This window comes from Scytonema sp. PRP1 (assembly GCF_036697665.2).
Classification (GTDB): Bacteria; Cyanobacteriota; Cyanobacteriia; order Cyanobacteriales; family Nostocaceae; genus Kalymmatonema; species Kalymmatonema gypsitolerans.
The window spans coordinates 83,777-104,185 of the sequence record NZ_JBAHYJ020000113.1 but is presented as its reverse complement, the minus strand read 5'-3'; the positions used below and the strand labels follow the sequence as shown (position 1 = coordinate 104,185).

16 protein-coding genes and 1 tRNA gene are annotated in these 20,409 nt (G+C 43.8%); 9 read left to right on the top strand and 8 right to left on the bottom strand.

The window, feature by feature from the left end; all coding sequences use genetic code 11:
• The first annotated feature begins 8 nt into the window (after positions 1–8).
• The gene (locus tag V5G28_RS29940) at positions 9–1,295 is read left to right on the top strand and encodes a lipopolysaccharide biosynthesis protein (RefSeq protein ID WP_332987256.1); all 1,287 of its coding nucleotides are present in this window, start codon (positions 9–11) and stop codon (positions 1,293–1,295) included.
• A gap of 9 nt (positions 1,296–1,304) precedes the next feature.
• The gene (locus V5G28_RS29935; RefSeq protein ID WP_096565656.1) at positions 1,305–2,330 is read left to right on the top strand and encodes a glycosyltransferase family 2 protein; all 1,026 of its coding nucleotides are present in this window, start codon (positions 1,305–1,307) and stop codon (positions 2,328–2,330) included.
• A gap of 195 nt (positions 2,331–2,525) precedes the next feature.
• Here the strand turns inward: V5G28_RS29935 and V5G28_RS29930 are convergent, their stop codons facing one another.
• Both V5G28_RS29930 and V5G28_RS29925 read right to left on the bottom strand, forming a co-directional pair.
• Positions 2,526–3,584 (bottom strand): glycosyltransferase family 2 protein, encoded by a 1,059-nt coding sequence (locus V5G28_RS29930; protein ID WP_332987042.1) that lies wholly within the window; start codon positions 3,582–3,584, stop codon positions 2,526–2,528.
• 416 nt (positions 3,585–4,000) lie between these two features.
• Positions 4,001–4,942, bottom strand: coding sequence for a serine hydrolase (locus V5G28_RS29925; RefSeq protein WP_332987041.1), 942 nt, complete (start codon positions 4,940–4,942; stop codon positions 4,001–4,003).
• Between the two features lie 12 nt (positions 4,943–4,954).
• Between V5G28_RS29925 and V5G28_RS29920 the strand changes: the two genes are divergently transcribed.
• Complete coding sequence (locus V5G28_RS29920) at positions 4,955–5,674, top strand: C40 family peptidase (RefSeq protein ID WP_332987039.1); 720 nt, start codon at positions 4,955–4,957, stop codon at positions 5,672–5,674.
• A 15-nt stretch (positions 5,675–5,689) separates the two neighbouring features.
• The gene (locus V5G28_RS29915) at positions 5,690–6,703 is read left to right on the top strand and encodes a glycosyltransferase family 2 protein (RefSeq protein ID WP_332987038.1); all 1,014 of its coding nucleotides are present in this window, start codon (positions 5,690–5,692) and stop codon (positions 6,701–6,703) included.
• A 371-nt stretch (positions 6,704–7,074) separates the two neighbouring features.
• Here the strand turns inward: V5G28_RS29915 and scyF are convergent, their stop codons facing one another.
• Positions 7,075–8,193 carry a scytonemin biosynthesis PEP-CTERM protein ScyF gene (gene scyF / locus V5G28_RS29910; protein WP_332987036.1) on the bottom strand — a complete coding sequence of 373 codons (1,119 nt, stop codon included), beginning with the start codon at positions 8,191–8,193 and terminating at the stop codon, positions 7,075–7,077.
• 318 nt (positions 8,194–8,511) lie between these two features.
• Between scyF and V5G28_RS29905 the strand changes: the two genes are divergently transcribed.
• Positions 8,512–8,871, top strand: coding sequence for a winged helix-turn-helix transcriptional regulator (locus V5G28_RS29905; RefSeq protein WP_096565644.1), 360 nt, complete (start codon positions 8,512–8,514; stop codon positions 8,869–8,871).
• Positions 8,872–9,208: 337 nt separating this feature from the next.
• Positions 9,209–10,432, top strand: a complete 1,224-nt coding sequence (locus tag V5G28_RS29900; protein WP_332987035.1) for an MFS transporter — start codon at positions 9,209–9,211, stop codon at positions 10,430–10,432.
• Between the two features lie 45 nt (positions 10,433–10,477).
• Here the strand turns inward: V5G28_RS29900 and V5G28_RS29895 are convergent.
• Positions 10,478–10,551, bottom strand: a tRNA-Arg gene (locus tag V5G28_RS29895).
• Between the two features lie 37 nt (positions 10,552–10,588).
• Here V5G28_RS29895 and moaC point away from each other — a divergent pair.
• On the top strand, positions 10,589–11,092 hold the full coding sequence (gene moaC / locus V5G28_RS29890) for a cyclic pyranopterin monophosphate synthase MoaC (RefSeq protein ID WP_332987034.1): 504 nt from the start codon (positions 10,589–10,591) through the stop codon (positions 11,090–11,092).
• Positions 11,093–11,101: 9 nt separating this feature from the next.
• Here the strand turns inward: moaC and V5G28_RS29885 are convergent, their stop codons facing one another.
• A complete protein-coding gene (locus tag V5G28_RS29885; RefSeq protein ID WP_332987033.1) occupies positions 11,102–11,296 on the bottom strand; it encodes a DUF2795 domain-containing protein in 195 nt (64 codons plus the stop codon).
• 308 nt (positions 11,297–11,604) lie between these two features.
• Here V5G28_RS29885 and V5G28_RS29880 point away from each other — a divergent pair, with 308 nt between their 5' ends.
• The gene (locus V5G28_RS29880; RefSeq protein WP_332987032.1) at positions 11,605–12,159 is read left to right on the top strand and encodes an Hsp20/alpha crystallin family protein; all 555 of its coding nucleotides are present in this window, start codon (positions 11,605–11,607) and stop codon (positions 12,157–12,159) included.
• Positions 12,160–13,224: 1,065 nt separating this feature from the next.
• Entirely contained in the window at positions 13,225–17,415 is a 4,191-nt protein-coding gene (locus V5G28_RS29875) for a non-ribosomal peptide synthetase (protein ID WP_332987031.1), read from the top strand.
• A gap of 145 nt (positions 17,416–17,560) precedes the next feature.
• On the opposite strand, the gene V5G28_RS29870 is transcribed toward V5G28_RS29875, so the two are convergent.
• The 3 genes from V5G28_RS29870 to V5G28_RS29860 all read right to left on the bottom strand — a co-directional run bounded on the left by V5G28_RS29870 (position 17,561) and on the right by V5G28_RS29860 (position 20,316).
• Entirely contained in the window at positions 17,561–19,045 is a 1,485-nt protein-coding gene (locus V5G28_RS29870; protein WP_336231476.1) for an NAD(P)H-hydrate dehydratase, read from the bottom strand.
• Positions 19,046–19,047: 2 nt separating this feature from the next.
• A complete protein-coding gene (locus V5G28_RS29865; RefSeq protein ID WP_336231488.1) occupies positions 19,048–19,335 on the bottom strand; it encodes a hypothetical protein in 288 nt (95 codons plus the stop codon).
• A 99-nt stretch (positions 19,336–19,434) separates the two neighbouring features.
• Entirely contained in the window at positions 19,435–20,316 is an 882-nt protein-coding gene (locus tag V5G28_RS29860; RefSeq protein ID WP_332987029.1) for a hypothetical protein, read from the bottom strand.
• Positions 20,317–20,409 lie beyond the last annotated feature (93 nt).

Sequence of the window (20,409 nt, the reverse complement as noted above, 5' to 3'; positions counted from 1 at the left end):
AGATAGTAGTGAGATCGATTAATCCCGTGATAACCGTTATTAAGAAAAAGCTCTCCAGCCAATTCATTCGCAATGTTGGCTGGCTGAGTATCTCAGAGATCATTTACAGAGTTTTACGCTTGGGATTAGTAGTCATAATTGCACGGTTTTTGACATCCTATGACTATGGTCTAGGAGCAATTGTGATGACAGTTCGTGAGTTCTCAATCACTTTTGCTGATATAGGAATAGGCGCGAAAATTATTCAGGCTGACGAAGAAGAATTAGAGGAATTGTGTCACTCTGCCTACTGGTTAAATTGGGTAGTTTTTTTTAGTTTGTTTGTTATTCAGTCTATTGCAGCCTTTCCTATAGCTTGGTTTTATAAAAGTCCGACTATTATTTTGCCAATTATTGTCTCAGGTATTGCTTACTTAATCTGGCCACTATCTATTATACAAAGGACTCTGATACAAAGAGAAAACCGTTTAAAAGTGATAGCTGTTACTGACAGTATTCAAAATTTTGTTGGCAGCATCTTGACGGCAATATTGGCTGTTTTAGGTATGGGTGTATGGTCATTTGTGTTGCCTGGAGTTTTAGCATCACCCATAGAAACATTAGTATACTACAAAGCACATTCTTGGCGTATGAACGCTGGATTTACGACAAAGGGTTGGAAGAAAATACTAAATTTTGGTCACAATATTTTAGGTGTTTCATTATTAAAAACTTTAAGAAATAATTTAGATTATTTAATAGTTGGTCGCTTTGTAGGAATTGATGAATTAGGAAAATACTTCTTTGGTTTCAATGCAGGATTAGGAATTAGTTTAAGCTTTATTAATGCTATTAACTCAGCAATTTTGCCTCATTTGTGTGCATCTCGATCGCAATGGTCTGAATTCAAGAGAGCTTACTGGGGCAGTATAAAAACTATTAGCCTTACCATTGTTCCTTTTGTTCTCCTTCAATCGAGTTTGGCTCATTTTTACGTACCAGTTGTTTTTGGTCAAAAGTGGGAATCTGCCATTCCTATCGTGATACTTATTTGTTTATCGGCAATTCCACGACCTTTTGCAGATGCAGCCTCACAATTACTAGTGGCTATTGGAAAACCTCATTTAGACCTGCGCTGGAATGTAATATTTACTTTCGTATTTACGATGGCAATCCTGATAGGAGTTCATTGGAAAGTTTTTGGGATGCAAGTTTATGGGGTAGCGGCATCTGTCTTAATAGTTCATCTTATTTTCCTGCCTCTTTTTACATTGTGGGCTACACGTCATGTTTTCCCTAAAAATCAAAAGATATAGGGTATTGTTATGAAAAAAGTCTCAGTCATCATCCCAGTTTATAAAGTTGAGAAATATGTAGCAGCCACTGTAGAATCAGTTCTGGCTCAAACATACAAAAACTTTGAGTTGCTCATCATTGATGATGGCTCTCCTGATAAAAGTATAGAAATTTGTCAGCAATTTACAGACCACAGAATTAGAATTATTAGGCAGGAAAACCGGGGGGTTGCGGCTGCGCGCAACACTGGTATCCGCCATGCTCAAGGGGAATATTTGGCTTTTTTAGATGCAGATGACTTATGGACACCAGAAAAGCTAGCAAAACATATTGAACATCTGGAAAACTCACCAGCAGTAGGGGTGAGTTTTTGTCGTTCTGCTTTTATTGATGAATTAGGGGAACCTTTAGGTATTTATCAAATCACCAAGCTCAAGGAAATTACTCCGCTTGATTTAGTTTGTCGTACCCCAATTGGGAATGGTTCGGTACCTGTGATTCGGCGAGAAACGCTGGAAGATATTGCATTCCAAGATAATCTTTACGGAACGGTAGAAAACTTTTATTTTGATGATGATCGGCAACTGCACCCTTCGGAAGATGTGGAATGTTGGTTGCGGATTGCGATGAAAACCAAATGGCTGATTGAGGGTATTGCTGAACCCTTGACACTTTACCGAGTCAATTCTCAGGGATTTTCAGCTCAACTGATGAAAAAGTTAAAGTCCTGGGAAACGATGCTGGAAAAAGCACACGCTTACGTACCTTCAGAATCAATGGCTGAGTTGGAAAAGATAGCTATGGCTTATCAACTGCGGCATTTAGCTCGAAGGGCAGTCACTTTGAAAGATGGTACAACAGCTATTGAGTTCACCCATCGAGCTCTATCTACCTACTGGCGCATCCTACTAGAAGAACCACACCGTACGCTTATCACCTTAGCCGCTGCCTATTTTCTCTGGCTCATGCCGCGATCGCTTTACCATCAAATAGAGTCTATGGCTTTAAAAATCGTAGGCTCTGCTCAAAGACGCCGCATTCAATCAAATTCGTAATTCATAATTCATAAGGCTGGGTTAAAGTCGTTAAGTGAAGTACTCAGACTTAGCTATGCCTGACGGCACGCTGCGCGAACGCTTGAAGTCTGAGCTTCCTGTCTCATTGGCAGATGCCACGTTAGGTATATTCCACAAGGAATATCCGACACTCAAGTCGGTGATGGTCTTACTCTCCCTCTCTGCTGTTTCCTCTCAAGTCGTCAGCGAGCGAATTTTTTTTAGTAGCAAATCTATGGCTTTGGGGCGCGATTCTGAAGCCAACCACCAGGTAATAGCTGGCTTCGCTAACGCCTGGGGCATGACCCCAACCCAAAGGAACCAAGTACTCAAAATCAGCTTTCTTTTCCTAGAGAAATCTGAATCTTTCCAAACAGCCAAAAAACCTTTATAAGCTAAAATAAGTTGCGAATCCAAGGGAACCGGATGGTTTTGCGGAGCTAAGCGCAAAGAACTTAATCGGTCTTGCAAATGGAAGTAATCACACAAGCCTAAATTTTGGGGGACTTCGTATCCTAACTCAGTCGCTTTATCACGCAAAACTTTATATTTTAGAAAGTCATGCTTTATTGACTTAATAAATTTCTCACTTGCCACTCCCTCCCTTGTTGACCACAAATTACTACCATGTTGACGGTATCCTCCTAAAGGTTCTTCTATAGAAACAATCTGACCATAAAAGGGTATGAGAGTAACCAGATAACCATCGGCAGAAATACGGAACTCATCTTCCGGTATCGGCACAATTTCAGCTAACGCAGCTCGACTGAAAGCATTACCGCTGGTTACCAAACAATTGTATCTTCCCTTTTTCAGCAAAATCGGCAATACGTCACCGCTATCCAGATGGATTTCCGGGCGTGGTAGGGTATCTATAAACTTTTTTTGAGCGTCAACCAACTCCAAACGATACTGCACATTTGCTACACTGGGTTCCCAGGCTGCAATCACTCGCTCAACTGCATAAGGAAACAGATAATCATCTGCATCCAAAAAAATGACAATTTCCCCACGGCTTACTTCAAAACCTGCATTGAGTGCTGATGCCTGCCCACCATTATTCTTCAGTAAAGGAACAATTTGCGTACCGTAGTTAGTGATAATATCCTGGGAATTGTCGGTGGAACCATCATCCACTACAATCACCTCGGTATTTGGGTAGGTTTGGCTTAAGGCACTATCAATTGCTTCGCCCAGAAACTGACTGTAGTTGTAGTTATTAATAATAATGCTTACTGGCACCTTAACCATCATGTCCCCTAAATTTAAGCTGTTTTTAAAGCATAAGCGTTACTTTTTACAAGCAGGCTTGCGCCTTATTTAGTATCCGACCTAAAGCTAGCAAAAGCTAGCACTTACAATCCCAAAACCTTCTATCCCAGTTTTTTCAACAGGGCAGTAGCCGATATAACCACTAGAACAGTGATGATTCCTATTTAACAGCTAGTCGGAATATTTCAAAAGTCAAATTTGTTACTAATTATTTGAGATTTCTTTTGTTTAATCTTCATAAGTTAAAAGATACATATACACTTTTGATGAACTGGAATATATTTAAAAAATCATATTTTTTAAGAAGAATTAGCAAAAAATCCTTATAGTAAAATCCTTTGCTATTGTGGTCGAGGAGCTACTCATACAAGCTCCCCGTTAACACCTTGATCAAGTAACTAACCTAAATTTCCAACCGCATCAGCAACCAGCTGGGAGACAAAGGGCAAAATAGCTTGGTTTTTTGCATTGGCTTTCCCGTCAGTAAATACAACTAGAAGATAGGGACGGTTACCCGGTATTTCTATATACGCAGCATCATGGCGAACTTGACTCGTCCAACCTGCCTTTGACCAAATTTGTGCTTCTTGGGGAAGCGCACCACCCAAAAAGCCTGTCACTTGGTTTTCTTCAACATCTTTTGGCAAATCATCCGGCTGAAGACTGCGTTTCATCAAAGTCATCATCGCTTGCGATCGCCCACTCGACACCGCCACACCACCAACAATACTGTGTAGCAATCTAGCGGTAGCATTTGTCGTCAGCATATTGCGGTTATCTAGCAACTCTCCCACAAAAGCCCGTTCGCGTCCATAAGGCCCATCACACCAAGTTTTTTGGCAGACATTTATCGTTTCCATATCCGACCAACCCAGAGACTGGTAATAGCGATTAACGATATTGCGCTGCTGCTTCCAGGTTTCAAATGGTCCTGGTGATAATTCTGGTCCGGAAGTGGTTCCACTGAGAATATCTATAACTAAACTCGTCGCATCATTGCTGGAATCAACAATCATATCGCGCATGGCTCTTTCCAACTCCTTTGAAGTGGAAATCATGCCTTTCTCCAGCCATTCGTTGACTGCTACTAAGTAAAACAGCTTCACCACACTCGCAGGATAAATTCGTTCCACTCCACGGTAAGTGAAACCACGAACTGGGTGGTTCCAAAAAGCATCTGGAGTTAAAGCGCCACCCGTGTTTACGAGTACAGGGGGATCATAGACAATCCAAGTCAAAGCAATTTGGTTGCGGGCTAAAGTTGGAAATGCTGCCCAAGTTGCTTCTAAAATGCCATTACCAAGATTTTCAAGTTGTTCGTCTTTATTGAAGAAATTCATTGTTGTTCAAGGATGTCCTCTAATCTAGAATTCAAAATACAAAATTTCAAATCGGGTGAGTACCAGTGCCTAGCTGACCTCAACATATATGATTCTCCCAGTTGTCAGCGACTGGCAACTCAAGCTGGAACTGGGCGACATTTGTGGGTGACATCAAACTACCAGGATGTAGAGACGTTGCATGCAACGTCTCTACAGGTGTGTTTGTGTGAAGATGACTATCCAGGATGGCTGTCGCTTTCAGATTTGAGTTTGTTACAACCATGCACTGTACCTTATAAAGCGAAAAATTTTGTTGAATCTGAGATTAAAAAACGATTGCCAGAGGTGATAGCGTTTACCCAAAAAGCTATGCAACAGCCAAATTATTACCTTTGGGGTGGTACGGTAGGACCAAATTACGATTGTTCGGGATTGATGCAAGCAGCGTTTGCTTCGGTGGGTATTCGCATACCCAGAGATGCTTATCAGCAGGAAGCATTCACCCAACCGATTGCTATTACAGAATTACAACCAGGTGATCTCCTGTTCTTTGGTTTCCAAAAAGCAACTCATGTGGGACTCTATCTAGGGAATGGCTGCTACATCCATAGTTCTGGGAAAGATAAAGGGCGTAATGGAATTGCCATTGACTCTCTTTCGGAACAAGAAGATGAGATCAGTCAGTCATATTACCAGCAACTGCGCGGTGCTGGAAGAGTGGTCAAGAGTTACGAACCTCAACAACGCTGAGGATAAAAGAGGAATATGAGGAGTGGACTGGTTTCTAATGGGCTTGCTGGGCAAAATGAGGCGATATCATTGGTTGTCCCGGATGTTTCGGTCGTGGTGCCGGTGCATAATGAAGTGGAAAGTTTGCCTCATTTGCTGGAGGCGATCGCATCCACATTATCTGCTACTGACTTAAGTTATGAAATCATCTGTGTCGATGATGGTTCCACAGATGGTTCGCCGCGCTTTCTTAAAGAACAAGCCCAAATCCGCAATGATTTAAAAGCGGTGATTCTGCGTCGCAACTACGGTCAAACTGCGGCGATGGCTGCTGGGTTTTACTATGCCCTGGGGAAAGCGATCGTCACTTTGGATGCGGATTTGCAGAATGATCCAGCAGATATACCTATGCTGTTGGCAAAGCTGGAAGAAGGCTACGATTTGGTGAATGGTTGGCGGAAAAACCGACAAGATGGCGCTTTGAATCGGTTACTCCCTTCTAAAATTGCCAACTGGTTAATTAGGCGAACCACCAGCGTAAATATTCATGACTATGGTTGTTCACTGAAGGCATACCGCGCTGAACTGGTGGCAGATATGAACCTTTATGGAGAACTGCATCGGTTTCTTCCGGCTTTAGCATATATTGAAGGAGCAAGAATTACAGAAATGCCTGTGCGTCACCACGCCCGTCGCTTTGGTCGCAGCAAGTATGGGATATGGCGGACGTTCCGAGTGTTGATGGATTTGTTAACGATTTTGTTTATGAAAAAGTTCCTCACACGCCCGATGCACGTTTTTGGGCTGTGGGGATTGATTTCGATGGCTTCAGGTGGGGCGATTGGAATTTACTTAACTTTTGTGAAATTTGCTTTTCATCAGGACATTGGCGATCGCCCTCTGCTGATTTTAGCGGTTCTGTTGCTAGTCACAGGCGTACAATTATTTTGCTTTGGTCTATTGGCAGAGTTGCTGATGCGTACTTACCATGAGTCTCAAGGACGCCCGATCTATCGTGTCCGTGAGGTGATCACAAAAAGTGTAAATTAGTAGACTTTTTACACAAATAGTGCCAGTCACATAGTGGTTCTGGTGTTATGTGCAATATAGCTCTTGTAGGGTGGGCATCTTGCCCGCCCTAATCTAGAGGACAGGTGAGGTGCCCTAATCTAGAGGACAGGTGAGGTGACCTAATCTAAAGGACAGGTGAGGTGACCTAATCTAGAGGACAGGTGAGGTGCCCTAATCTAAAGGACAGGTGAGGTGACCTAATCTAGAGGACAGGTGAGGTGACCTAATCTAAAGGACAGGTGAGGACACCTGTCCCACAAGAAAATTAGAACTGCAATGTATTTAATTGAGAACCGCTATAATTTGATTCGCGCAAGAAGTCTAATGTTAACTGGCTGTTTAAAAAATCACTAAACAGCAGTTTTGTCAAGTTCATCTAAGCTCATGGCTGCCTTTTGCTGCCTTTTCCGTAATTGAAGAGCAGCCCCAAGTCCCACCAATCCCAGACTTAACACTGATGTCGGTTCAGGTATTGAGGTTTTGCCTTTGACGTTCAACACCTGAACGCGACTGTTAAAGAAATCACTCACATAGAGTTTCCCATTGTCGTAGTGTGCGCCGACTGTCCAATTAAACTGCCCTGGTTCGGGTAACGACGCTCCTGGTGGGAGGGGTTCTGGCGTGGCGTTGGGAACAGCGGTGCCAAATTCAGAGAGATAATTACCGTTTTTATCGAATACCTGGATACGGTTGTTGAAAGTGTCACCCACATAAATATTCTCTTCGTCATCCACCTCTATGGCAACTGGTCCATTTAGCTGCCCGCGTCCGCTACCGGCTTCGCCGCCAACGACCAACAGAGGATTACCTTGAGGATCTAATACTTGAAAGCGGTTGTTGAGTTGATCGGTTACGTAGATATTTCCAGATTTTTCAGAGATTGATAAACCCGAGGGTCCCTGAAACTGTCCCGATCCAGTGCCAGAGCTACCAATTGTTTTGATTAGGTTACCGTCTCTATCATATGCCTTGATAGCATCAAGAGTATAATCAGCTACATAAAAGTTTCCTACGGCATCGAATGCGACGCCACCAGGTCCATAAAAGCGTCTACCCTCGATTTCAGGACTAAATGAGCCAAAGGATCTCAAATAGTTTCCATCAGCATCCAAAACATCGATTTGGTTGTTTTTAACATCACCCACATAAAGGTTTCCAGTCAACTTGTCGAATGCTAAGTCTGCTGTCTCGTCGAACAGCCCGCTACCGATACCGCCAATAGCTTTAACAAAATTACCGTTTTGATCAAATACTGAGACGCGATCGTTTTCAGAATCACTAATAAAGATATTCCCAGTTCCTTCCTGCACATCTATGCCTTGGGGTAGAAAAAGCTGCCCAGAACCAAACCCAGGGCTGCCAATACTGCGGTCGTATTCCAAAGTTACCGACTTGGCTTGAGCGGCGGCTGCCAAAACCATGAATCCAGCACTGACAATAGCGATTGACAAATTTTTTACGAATTTCATGTGTTTAACTCCTAGTTGTGTAAATTTCACGCCCTGGCATAACAGTGCTGCTCAACGCGCAATCGAACGACTCCTTCAGCCTGTGGCTGTGGAGTTTTTAGTGAATTCGCTGATGTTTGGGTAAATCTTAATGCTTTCGATATTCAGTGTTGGGCTTGTGATTCCCTTGGCTCACAAGCTTCTAACCGAGACTATCAGGGTATGTTGCAGGCAACAAAGCAAGGTCTAGGACTTGTATCCTTCTATTAGTTACTATAAGTTACTAGTTGAAAAAGTAAAGTAGGTACTTTCAAGTAACCACGACACTATCAAGAAACTATGTCTCTGTTAAAAGAAGCTGGAAGTTGCCCTGTGGGCACGTTATTAAACTTACTAGGTGGACCTTGGACGTTCTATATTCTTTGGATTTTGCGTCAGCAAGGACCCACCCGTTTTGGTGCGCTAAAACGCCAGATAGAAGGTATCTCGTCAAAAGTTCTCACTGAGAGATTACGAATGCTTGAGGAGGCAGAAATTATTTATCGCGATTATGAGCCAACAATCCCACCTCAAGTGACTTACGGTTTAACCGAAAAAGCACAAGACCTCATCCTAGTGTTAGATCAGCTAGCGGCGATCGCCCACAAATGGTATCTACCGGAACATCCTGAAATAGGGCTACCAGCGCCAGGAAAATAACAAATGCTATGTGACCCTGAACTGTTCATTAAGGGTCCTACATAGCAATCCTAATTGAGTTGTTGACCTTGAGCGTAGCCGAAGGGCCAAATTTTCTAAGTTTTTTCCTCTGTGTTCTCTGTGGTTCGTTGTTCACAAGCCAAGTTCACAATTAAACAACGGTTTTTCACACTACAGTACATAGAGGTCTTAGTAGAATTTTTTACAAAAAAATCAAAAATATGCGTTTAAATCTGCTGGGTGAGGTATCACTTTAGAAAGAGCCATCATTGTATTTAATTGTATTTACTGGTAAAAGGTTAAACAAAGCTAACATTAACTTGCATCTGCTGTGAACATGTCTCGCACAATCGATACCCAATTGCGGAACAACCTGCTGATTTTATTTGTAGCAGGTTTACTGTTCTGGTCTAGCTTGGCTTCGTTACTGCCAACGCTACCACTGTATATTGAGTCTGTGGGGGCAACAAAGCAGCAAATTGGGATTGTGCTAGGCAGTTTTGCCATCGGACTGTTGTTATTTCGCCCCTTGTTGGGACGCTTGGCGGATCGGCGGGGTCGCAAAATTGTGTTGCTTATCGGTACGCTGGTGGCTGCTGTCGCACCCCTTGGCTACTTGTCGATCAAATCTATTCCCCTGCTGATACTGCTGCGTGCCTTTCATGGCATCAGTATCGCTGCTTTCGCGACTGGTTTCAATGCGTTGGTGGCAGACATTGCTCCCCTGGAAAAGCGGGGTGAAATCATTGGTAACATGAGTTTGGTCAATCCAATCGGGGTAGCGATTGGACCAGCTTTAGGCGGGTATTTGCAAGCTGGGATTGGTGACCAGATTTTATTTCTGATCACCGCTGAATTGGCTTTTGTTGCATTTTTGGGAATCTTGGCAATCGTTAACCCACCAGTAGCAACACAACAAGGTGATACGAAAAACAGTCAATTTTGGCGAATTGTGAGTAGCCCCAGGGTGAGAACTCCAGCCATAATTATGTTGCTGGTTGGTTTGGCTTTTGGTGCTTTACACACCTTTATCCCGTTGTTCATCAAATCAACTGGGGTAAATTTGAATGCAGGATTGTTTTATACAGCAGGAGCAGTTGCCAGTTTTGGTGTACGAATATTCACTGGAAAGGCAAGCGATCGCCTCGGTCGTGGTTTGTTTATTACCCTCAGTCTAGTTTTTTACACCCTGTCGTTGTCAATTTTGTGGCTAGCCAACAGTGCCACAGCTTTCTTGTTTGCAGCAATGATTGAGGGGGCTGCTTCTGGCACTTTGATTCCCATGATTGCAGCTATGATGGTAGACCGCGCGCAGCCTTATGAACGGGGGCAGATATTTGCTATATGTCTGATGGGAATGGATGTTGGGATTGCGATCGCCGCTCCAGCTTTTGGTTCTGTTGCCGAATATATTGGCTATAGAAATATGTTTGGTCTGTGCGCCCTTTTAACATTTTTAGGCATTGTCATCTTTCTGACCCTGTCCAGCAAAGACTTACCCAGTTCACTGCGCTTTGCTCTTGGTCGAGGTCAAGATGCTTATGCTTTGAAAGATACCTAAATACTTAAAATTGTAGAGACGCAAATATTTGCGTCTCTACAATAACGGGCGAGGAGGGATTCGAACCCCCGACACCGTGGTCCGTAGCCACGTGCTCTAGTCCACTGAGCTACACACCCTTACAAGAATTTAATATTAGCATACTCTTTCCAAAAGATGCAAGAAAATTCTGAAATTTTATCTGCTAACTTGAGCCATCTGGATAATCAGGGTCAAGCTCAGATGGTGGATGTGTCTGGTAAAGCCCCCACCGTTCGCCAAGCAGTAGCCGCAGCCAGAGTCAGGATGCTAAGCGAAACCCTCGCTGCCATTCAAGCAGGGAATGCTCCCAAAGGCGATGTATTGGCAACTGCAAGGATAGCTGGGATTATGGCAGCCAAACATACAGCTTCTTTGATTCCTCTGTGTCATCCTTTACCGTTGCAAAAAATCGAAGTGCAGATCACACCTGATCCACAATTACCTGGTTATCACATTCAAGCAACAGTCAGAACCAAAGCTGAAACCGGAGTCGAAATGGAAGCCTTAACCGCTGTTTCTATTGCCGCTCTGACGTTGTACGATATGGCGAAAGCTTTGGAAAAGTCGATTCAAATTGAATCAATTAGGTTGGTTAGTAAGACTGGCGGGAAATCCGGAGATTATTCCCAGCCAGTTTGAGGTATTATCTTACTCAATCTCGCCTACAGCTTCGCTGACATCAGTTGGGCTTTCATACTCCTGATCTGGCAATTCGTTCAATACTGAAATGGCAGTATCGTCAGCGCCTTGCTTTTGCGCGTGTTGAATCAATTGTTCTTTACTAGCCGGATAGTCAACACCTTTCAGATGTTTTTGCAGTTGGATTGGATTGACTTTAGCCATTTTCATCCACCTCTAAAGGTCATTTACATCTTGACAAGTGGATGCATTTGCTACCTCTATCAAAAGAATCAGGGTAATTTCCGCTAATTGGATGAGGATGTATTTACGAAGAAAGTATCTAATTTTACGTAATATCTATTAGCAGAACGCAATAAATAACCGCGAAAAATTTGTAATTCGATATACATTTAATTGCAAACAAAAACTCATCCACTTGGTTGAGGAGCAAACTTTTTGCCTTTGATAGCTTGAAGTTGAAGCGAGAGTATTGTAACTCTTGCATTTAAGAGATACCGGAGGTAGAAAATATGGCAATCATGCGTTTCGACCCTTTCCGGGGCGATCCTTTCCGCGAAATTTCGCTATTGCAACGCGAGATGAATCGCCTGTTTGATCGCATGACGACTACTGGCGATAGCGAGACGGAAATCGCTGGTTCTTCTTTTATACCAGCAGCAGAAATTCACGAAACTCCTGAACAAATTCAACTTAGAGTTGAGGTTCCTGGGATTGAAGCCAAAGACTTAGACGTGAAAGTTACCGCCGAAGCGGTTGCTATCACTGGTGAACGTAAATCTGAAACTAAGCAAGAAGACAAAGGTATGAGACGTTCGGAATTTCGGTATGGCAGATTTCAACGCGTTATTCCTTTGCCATCTCGGATTCAAAATGATAAGGTTCAAGCTGAATTTAACAACGGCGTCCTGTGCTTGACTCTGCCTAAAGCTGAGGAAGAAAGAAACAGAGTTGTCTCAATTAATCTCGGTGGACAAAGCAATCAAGCTATCAGCGGACAACAAAACCGACAAACTGAGCAAAATCAAGCACAAAACCAAGCACAAACTACACCTCAAGCAAGTTAACTTTCATGTTTGTCGGATAGCTTCAACTTGATACTTTTTCGAGCCATATTTTGGTATATGGTATAACGTGATCAAAAGCCAAACAGGAATTTTAGCAAAAATCCCCCAAGACCAAAATTATTTGAGAACATGGGGGATTTTATATGGAACGCAAATAAGCTGCCAACTGTTCAACCCGTTGACGTTTTTGTAACAACAACTCCGCCTGTGTTGCTCATTGCTACAGTTCCACTTAGCGTATGCATGTGTTTTATGCAACTAACAATCGCTATATTTTTATTTTAAAGATCAGATAAAGATTTTATAAAAACTACTAACTTATAGCAATCAGCTTAGTTAATTAAGTCTTAAAATAATCTATATAAAAATAAACGAGTTACAAAGTATGATAGAGAATCAAAAAACCGACATTAAAAAACCGACAGTGTATGTACCTTTCTAAAGTAAATGCACATTAAAGGGATTTAGAATTATTGCGGCAGTCTAGTCAACTCAAAGATATTCTATAGTTGTAGGATTATAATTAGAAACCACTGACGATGCAAAATAACTTCTTGCAATTAACAGGAAATTCTATTTCCTTGGCTTCAATATGAAGCCATTGGTTGTATGTTAATTAAAATTGTCTTTTGTCTTTTTTATTTAAACAGCTACGCTTGTAGAGTGCGCTAAAAGAATTACTCAGAATTGTCGGGATATCAATGAACAATTATTCTATACCAGATCTTTTGCTTTATTGGCAACGACAGGCTACTTACAATCGTTCTGTGAGTCTGCCCATCGGGTTCATCGAATTCAAAAAAGAAGATCTTAAGTAATCAATCACCAGTCGTTTTGAAGAACAAGTCAACAACTATCCCAACTCAATTGCTGTCAAACGCAAGACGGAAACACTCACCTATTGGCATGAGCTATACTATGGCAGTCAGGAGAAGTAAAGAAAGTATCTGACTGTAGTGAAAGTAACTTTTTTGACTAGCATACTTGGGTGCTGAAGACTGGAAAAATATTATAGGGGTGGCTATGTTCTGTTGACTAGGTAATAGCAATCAAGGATGACAATATATGGATGATACCAGCAAAAAGATTGCCCCTGTTTCACCAATCAAAAGAGAACTAGCAGAGCTAGAAGTTAAAAACAAAAGTGCTGATGTCAAAAGACAGCATACCATTCCCAAAAGAACTAGGACTGAACCAGCTCCGGTATCTTTTGCCCAACAACGACTGTGGTTTTTAGCACAGTTGGAAACTAATAATTCAGCACATCACATTACTAAGACTTTGCAGTTGCAAGGCGACCTGAATGTGGCGGTACTGCAGCAGTCTCTGGATGCCATTGTTGCCCACCACGAAGCATTGCGAACCAACTTTCTTGCACCCGATGGCAAAGGAGTGCAGGTGATTAGAGAGCCTCGGTCAGTGGAACTACAGGTGATTGACCTGAAGGATTGTCCGCGAAGCCAACGCACCGCCCAAATACAACAGACTTTACAAGATGAGGCGCAACGCCCCTTCAATTTAACATCAGATTTGATGCTACGCGGCAGCTTGCTGATGCTGTCGCCTCAAGAGCATATCCTGCTGTTGGTCATGCATCACATCGCCGCCGATCGCTGGTCGATGAGCATTTTATTTGAGCAGCTAGCAACCCTCTACCAAGCGTTCTTGAACGCAAAGCCCAATCCTCTACCCGAACAACTTATCCAGTACGCCGATTTTGCGGTTTGGCAACGCCAATGGCTCTGTGGGGAGGTACTAGAAAAGCAACTGAAGTATTGGAAACAGCAACTTGTGGGTGCAAATCCAGTATTGGAATTGCCTGCTGATAGACCACGTCCAGCAGTGCAGACTTACCAAGGTGCAAAGCAATCCTTCGTCATAAGCGAAAGTTTATCGCAAGCGCTGTCTACATTGTCACAGCAAGAGGGTGTGACACTTTACATGACCTTGCTCGCCGCTTTCCAGACCCAACTGTACCGATATACTGGACAGCAAGACATTTTGGTCGGTTCTCCAATAGCAGGTCGAAATTTGTCTGAGCTAGAGGATCTGATTGGATTTTTTGTCAATACTTTGGTACTACGTACTGATATGGCAGGCAACCCCAGTTTTCGGGAATTGTTGCAAAGGGTGCGAAATGTGGCAATGTCCGCCTACGCGTACCAGGATTTGCCGATTGACAAGTTGATCGATGAACTGCAACCAGAGCGATCGCTCTCGTATCACCCACTGTTCCAGGTGATGTTTGTCTTGGAGAATACACCGCGACAAACATTGGAGTTGCCAGGACTAACCTTAACTCCCTACGATTGGGATAACGTCGCCTCCAGGTTTGATTTAACACTGTCAATCACCGAAACCGAACAGGGACTGCAAGGGTTGTGGGAATACAACACTGATCTGTTTGATGCTTGCACTATAAGCCGGATGAGTGGGCATTTCCAGACATTGTTGTCAGGAATTGTTGCTAACCCACAGCAGCACATTAGCGAGTTGCCATTGCTAACAGCAGCCGAGCGTCACCAGTTACTGTATGAGTGGAACGATACTGATACCGACTATCCCCAGGATAAGTGTATCCATGAGTTGTTTGAACAACTGGTAGAGCGTACTCCGGACGCTGTGGTGGTGATGTATGAAGAGCAGCAACTCACTTACCAGGAGTTGAACGCCCTTGCTAATCAAATGGCGCACTACCTCAAGACTTTGGGAGTTGGTCCGGAGGTACTGGTTGGCATTTTTGTGGAACGCTCCCTAGAGATGGTCGTGGGACTGTTGGGGATTCTTAAAGCGGGTGCAGCTTACGTACCTTTGGATCCATCGTATCCCAAAGAGCGCTTGGCGTTCATGTTGCAAAACTCTCAACCCTTAGTGTTGTTGACTCAGGAGTTTTTGATAACGGAACTTCCCGAACATACAGCGCAAGTCGTTTGCTTTGATAGAGATTGGCAATTTATTGCCCAACACTCAGAAGAAAACTTAAACCAAACAGCAACACCTGCCAACTTAGCTTATGTAATTTACACCTCTGGTTCAACCGGAAAACCCAAGGGAGTCCAAGTCACACATACTAATTTGTGTCACTACGCGCAGGCAATGGGACGTGCGCTGGGTATCACAGCAGAAGATGTGTATATGCACACAGCATCAATTGCTTTCTCATCTTCCGTTAGGCAATTAATGGTACCTCTGGCTGCTGGCGCTACTGTCAAAATTGCGACTTCCGAACAGAGAACAGATCCAAAAGCGCTGTTTACGGCAATTCAACAACACGATGTCACAGTGATTGATATCGTCCCCTCTTACTGGCGCAACTGTATTCATACACTGTCTGGTTTAGAACCAAGAACAAGACAAGCTTTATTAGACAACAAATTGCGCTTGATTGTTTCTGCGAGCGAACCACTTATGTCTGATATTCCCAGTCAGTGGAGGTTTGGCTTCAAGCATCAGGCACGATTAATTAATATGTTTGGTCAAACTGAAACCTGTGGGATTGTCGCCACCTATCCAATCCCGGCAGAACAAGACGAACGAGTCAAAATAGTCCCTCTCGGTCGCCCAATTGCCAACACACAAATTTATCTGCTAGACTCTCATATGCAACCAGTCCCTATTGGCGTACCTGGGGAACTGCATATTGGTGGTTTGGGACTGGCGCGAGGTTATCTCAACCGCCCAGAATTAACAGATGAAAAATTTATTCCCGACCCTTTTCGCGCTAAAGAAGGGGCACGCGTATATAAAACTGGCGACTTAGCCCGCTTCTTAAAAGATGGTAGTATTGAATTCATTGGACGCAGCGATTACCAAGTAAAAATACGGGGATTCCGCATAGAATTAGGAGAGATAGAGGCTGTCCTGAGCCAACACCCATCTGTACTTCAGACTGTGGTCGTTGCGCGTGAAGATGCCAGTGGCGAGAAACGCTTGGTAGCCTATGTTGTTTCCAATGAAGGTCCAGCACTTAGCGTAAGTGACTTGCGTCAGTTCCTTAGAGAAAAGCTGCCTGAGTATATGGTACCGTTCGCTTTCGTGTTGCTGGAAGCCTTGCCCCTCACTCCTAGCGGCAAAGTAAACCGCAGCGTCCTTCCAGCACCTGACCTAGCAAAACCTGATTCCAAAGAAAACTTTGTTGCTCCCCGCAATCAGTTAGAACAAGAACTTGTCCAGATTTGGGAAGAAGTTTTACGCGTCCAACCCATTGGCATTAAAGACAACTTCTTTGACTTAGGCGGGCATTCCTTACTAGCTGTACACTTATTCGGGCAAATAGAGACAAAATTCGGCAAGAAACTGCCTCTAGCCACCCTTTTTCAATCAGGTACAGTGGAAACTCTTGCCAAAATGCTTTGTCCTACACAAGAACAACCAACGAGTGATCAGGTTTTGCCAGGGACGCTTAGGGAGGACACATCAATAGATACTTGGTCATCCTTGGTAGCAATTCAGCCTAACGGTTCCAAGCCACCTTTATTCTTCATGCACCCTATGGGTGGAGAAATTCTGTGTTACCGCCCCATAGCTATGTATTTGGGATCGGATCAACCAGTTTATGGGCTACAACCACCAGGACTAGATGGAAAACAGCCTCTCTTAACCCGAGTTGAGGACATGGCAGCGCTTTACATTCAAGAAATGCAAACTATTCAACCTAAAGGTCCTTATTATATAGGAGGATACTCTTTCGGGGGTATAGTTGCCTTGGAGATAGCTCAGCAACTCCATAGGCAAGGTGAGAAAGTGGCTATTCTAGCTATGATTGATACCAGTGTTCCAGGTTCTGAGAAGCGATTGCCTTTCATAAACAGAGTTTTTGAGCACGTAAATAATTTTAGACAACAAGGACCTGCCTACCTTCAGCAAAAGCTTGTGGGCTGGCGTGAGTGGGGAACGTACCAGATCCGACACAAATATATGCATTTGTTAGGGATTTCGGAGCCTCTACCTGAGGGTGACAACCACATAGATATTCTAGGTGCTAATCACCAAGCTCAGAGCCAATACATCTTCCAGGAGTACTCAGGTCGAATGATCTTGCTGCGGACTGACGATAAGGAGCGGGAGGAAGCTACAGGTATGCAATATGATCCGCAATTTGGATGGGGCGAACTCATTACTGGAGGAATTGATGTTTATCATATTCCCGGCTCTCACTATACCTTGCTTGAAGAACCTAATGTACGCGTGCTGGCAGAAAAATTGAAGCTGTGTTTAGAGAAGGCGCATGCTATGAACTTAACCCAAACTAAGTAAAAGATGAAGAAGTTTGGGAAAGGAGGTTGATAAAAACGCTTTTTTCTTGGCTTAGGAGCCGCCCAAAAATCACTTACCTGTTTTAAAAAATGTAAGCCTTCATTTACAGGACTTTCAGCGATTAAAAAAGGTAAGTACAAAAAGTTCAGTATAGAAGTCTTGTTGAGGTTGATGCCAAAACAGGTATGAGATAATTTGTCAGGGTATATGCATCTACTCCCAACTCTGTCCGCTCTTGTGCTGCTAAAATTGCTGCTTGAGAGTGCCACCAAGCAGCAGTTGCCACTATCTCCTCTACGGATATTTTTTTAGAAGAAGCTTGCGCCAATAATCCACCCATAAGCCCAGTTAATACATCTCCACTGCCACCACGCGCCAAAGCTGGGGTGCTTTCGGGATTAATCCAAACGGTACCTTGGGAGTTAGCAATAACAGTCCTTGCGCCTTTCAATAACACCACTGCGCCACTTTGCGCCGCAGCTTCCCGCGTCGCCTTGATTCTGTCTTTGTTGGCATCAGGAATCTCAGGAAACAGCCGCTTAAATTCACCAGTATGCGGTGTAAGTACTGTTAGTGTTTGTCTTTTTTGCAACGTGGTTATAGTTCCCATTTCAGCTAGGATATTCAAGCCATCAGCATCTAGAACTAAGGGGTTAGTGCTATCTAACACTTGTTGTAAAATTGGACTGGCGTCTTGTGTTAAACCGGGACCGCAGGCGATCGCACTAAATGAACTCAGATCTGTTTTTGGTGGAAGTTGCAGTTGGGCGATCGCCCCAGAATCTGTTTCTGGACACCCGATAATCAGCGCTTCTGGCAACTGTGCCACCATTATAGATTTCAGTGATTCTGGCACAGCGATCGAGAGCATTCCCACACCACTTGCTCGCGCGCCCAACCCGGTTAATATTGCCCCTCCGGAATACCGACGCGACCCACAAATTAGCAGTAAATGTCCTTCCTTATACTTGTGGGTGACTGCCGGACGAGGTAGAGGCAGAGTGGAGAGTGCAGTTGTTTTTGTGATACGTTTAATGCTTGGTGAATTCCCTAGTACAGCTTGTATATCAGCCAAGGGAATATCAAAATCGATTAACTCGGTTTTGCCGACATAATCAAGAGCATGGTCTTGCAATAAACCAAGCTTCCACAAACCCAAGCATAAGGTGTGCGTAGCACGCACAGCAGTTCCCAAAACCTCACCTGTATCTGTGTGCAAACCCGAAGGCAAATCAATACTAATAATTGGTTTCTTCCATTCATTGAGCTGATTAATCGCCGTTGCAACTGGATCTGTGAGCGTTCTTTCTAAGCCAAATCCAAACAACCCATCAATCAACAAATCACAATTTTGTAGTAGCTCAATTGCCTCATAACACGGTAAACCCAGATTCTTAGCATACTGCAAATGCTGCGAAGTTAATTCCTTGAGTTTAGAGAAAGGACAATATATAAAAACTTCATAACCCCGAAAGTATAACTCTCGGGCAACGACCAAAGCATCACCGCCATTATGACCGGGACCAACGAGAACTCCTACGCGAAATGCGCCTTGTTTCAGGGAAGGAGATGAGGAGCCAGCGCCCTTCTCCTGTCGGAGACGCTGCGCGAACGGGTATGCCTTCGGCACGTCTACGACGAACGCAGTCGCCTGCGGAGGAGACCCTCCTGCAGCGCTGTCTCACTGTGCGGGGGTTCCCCCCGTTGAGGCGACTGGTGTGGGAATGAGGAAGCTTTGCCTTTGTGCTGGTGTTCTCCAAAAAGCGGGTAGATATCGTAAATGCGACGGGCAATGAGTCCTGCAACTTTTTCCATCAAAGCCGCTACAGGCATTCCCACTGTAAAAATGCGCTCTTCAATATCGCGCATTTGCTGTGCGGTGACGACGACTTGTGATATTTGTTCTTGCCTGTCCTGCATCAGTTTTAAGTCCTCAAGTCTTAAGTTCCGAGCAATGAATGCTGAGTTATTTTTTCCTACTTTTCTTTATCCTACTCAGCACTCACCACCAAGCACTTTTTATTTGCCGTAGTAAACTCTGGCATTACCAAATCTTGAATTTCGCCGCAGACGGTGGTTCCACTCTTCTGCCTGCCAGCGGTTGGCAAAAGGTCCAACTAATACGTGTGGTCCTCGCGGTTCATCTCTAGGGATAACGGCTATATCTCGTCGTCTGACATAGCGTCTGATTTCGTTTCTGTAGTAGGGTAACTCTTCCAACTTGGTAGGGACTACTACATAGTACTTGTTAGACCTATTCCCGCCATAACCGCCTCCAGGATACCCGTTAGGATATCCTGTATCAGGATAATTGGGTATATCTTGTCCGTTGTAGCTGGCAATTCGTGTGTTACCTATACCCCTGGATTGCAACTGTCTAGCTCTGTCTCGGGCACCTGATTCGCTGCGAAATACTCCTGCCTGAATGACCTCACGTCTTCCTAACCGTTTTATAAACGCATCTGGTACGATGTCACGTACTTCTGGCAGTTGTCGTCGCAAATTACTGCCATAAACGTACACTTGGTAGCGCCCAAAGTTTTGATTATTTTGATTATATTGATTTGACGGTGCTCGGAATTCTACGCTATTTTGGGGGCTTGTAGAAAATGGCTCTCCTGTCGGCACTTGCGGTAATGGCTCTTGACCATAAGGAGGCAGTGGATCATTGGGAGTAGGCGGTAAGCCTTGATACACCCTTTGAGTCAGTAAACTATTACCTGTTTTGATTTGAGCATATGCTTGGGTGGAGTTGGAAATAAACAGCAAACATCCTCCCAGCACTAGAGGCAAGATGGACTGTAGTCGAAAATGGAAGATATGGAACCGTAAAGGATTTAGTGTTGATAATCGGCTAAAACTGGTGGATGCTGTAAATTGACAAGGTATTGCACCAGACATAAGCAATTCAAAATTCAAAAAGAAGAAATGAGCATCGTGCGCTCAAGTATTCTAACTGTTGACTGTATGCAGTTCTTTTAGTCTTGATAGCTT

Bases quoted from the DNA above. Each gene is read 5' to 3' on its own strand.
- V5G28_RS29935 (WP_096565656.1), top strand. From the start codon at position 1,305: ATGAAAAAAGTCTCAGTCATCATCCCAGTTTATAAAGTTGAGAAATAT.
- V5G28_RS29930 (WP_332987042.1), bottom strand. From the start codon at position 3,584: ATGATGGTTAAGGTGCCAGTAAGCATTATTATTAATAACTACAACTAC.
- V5G28_RS29925 (WP_332987041.1), bottom strand. From the start codon at position 4,942: ATGAATTTCTTCAATAAAGACGAACAACTTGAAAATCTTGGTAATGGC.
- V5G28_RS29920 (WP_332987039.1), top strand. From the start codon at position 4,955: ATGTCCTCTAATCTAGAATTCAAAATACAAAATTTCAAATCGGGTGAG.
- V5G28_RS29915 (WP_332987038.1), top strand. From the start codon at position 5,690: ATGAGGAGTGGACTGGTTTCTAATGGGCTTGCTGGGCAAAATGAGGCG.
- scyF (WP_332987036.1), bottom strand. From the start codon at position 8,193: ATGAAATTCGTAAAAAATTTGTCAATCGCTATTGTCAGTGCTGGATTC.
- V5G28_RS29905 (WP_096565644.1), top strand. From the start codon at position 8,512: ATGTCTCTGTTAAAAGAAGCTGGAAGTTGCCCTGTGGGCACGTTATTA.
- V5G28_RS29900 (WP_332987035.1), top strand. From the start codon at position 9,209: ATGTCTCGCACAATCGATACCCAATTGCGGAACAACCTGCTGATTTTA.
- moaC (WP_332987034.1), top strand. From the start codon at position 10,589: ATGCAAGAAAATTCTGAAATTTTATCTGCTAACTTGAGCCATCTGGAT.
- V5G28_RS29885 (WP_332987033.1), bottom strand. From the start codon at position 11,296: ATGGCTAAAGTCAATCCAATCCAACTGCAAAAACATCTGAAAGGTGTT.
- V5G28_RS29880 (WP_332987032.1), top strand. From the start codon at position 11,605: ATGGCAATCATGCGTTTCGACCCTTTCCGGGGCGATCCTTTCCGCGAA.
- V5G28_RS29875 (WP_332987031.1), top strand. From the start codon at position 13,225: ATGGATGATACCAGCAAAAAGATTGCCCCTGTTTCACCAATCAAAAGA.
- V5G28_RS29865 (WP_336231488.1), bottom strand. From the start codon at position 19,335: ATGCAGGACAGGCAAGAACAAATATCACAAGTCGTCGTCACCGCACAG.
- V5G28_RS29860 (WP_332987029.1), bottom strand. From the start codon at position 20,316: ATGTCTGGTGCAATACCTTGTCAATTTACAGCATCCACCAGTTTTAGC.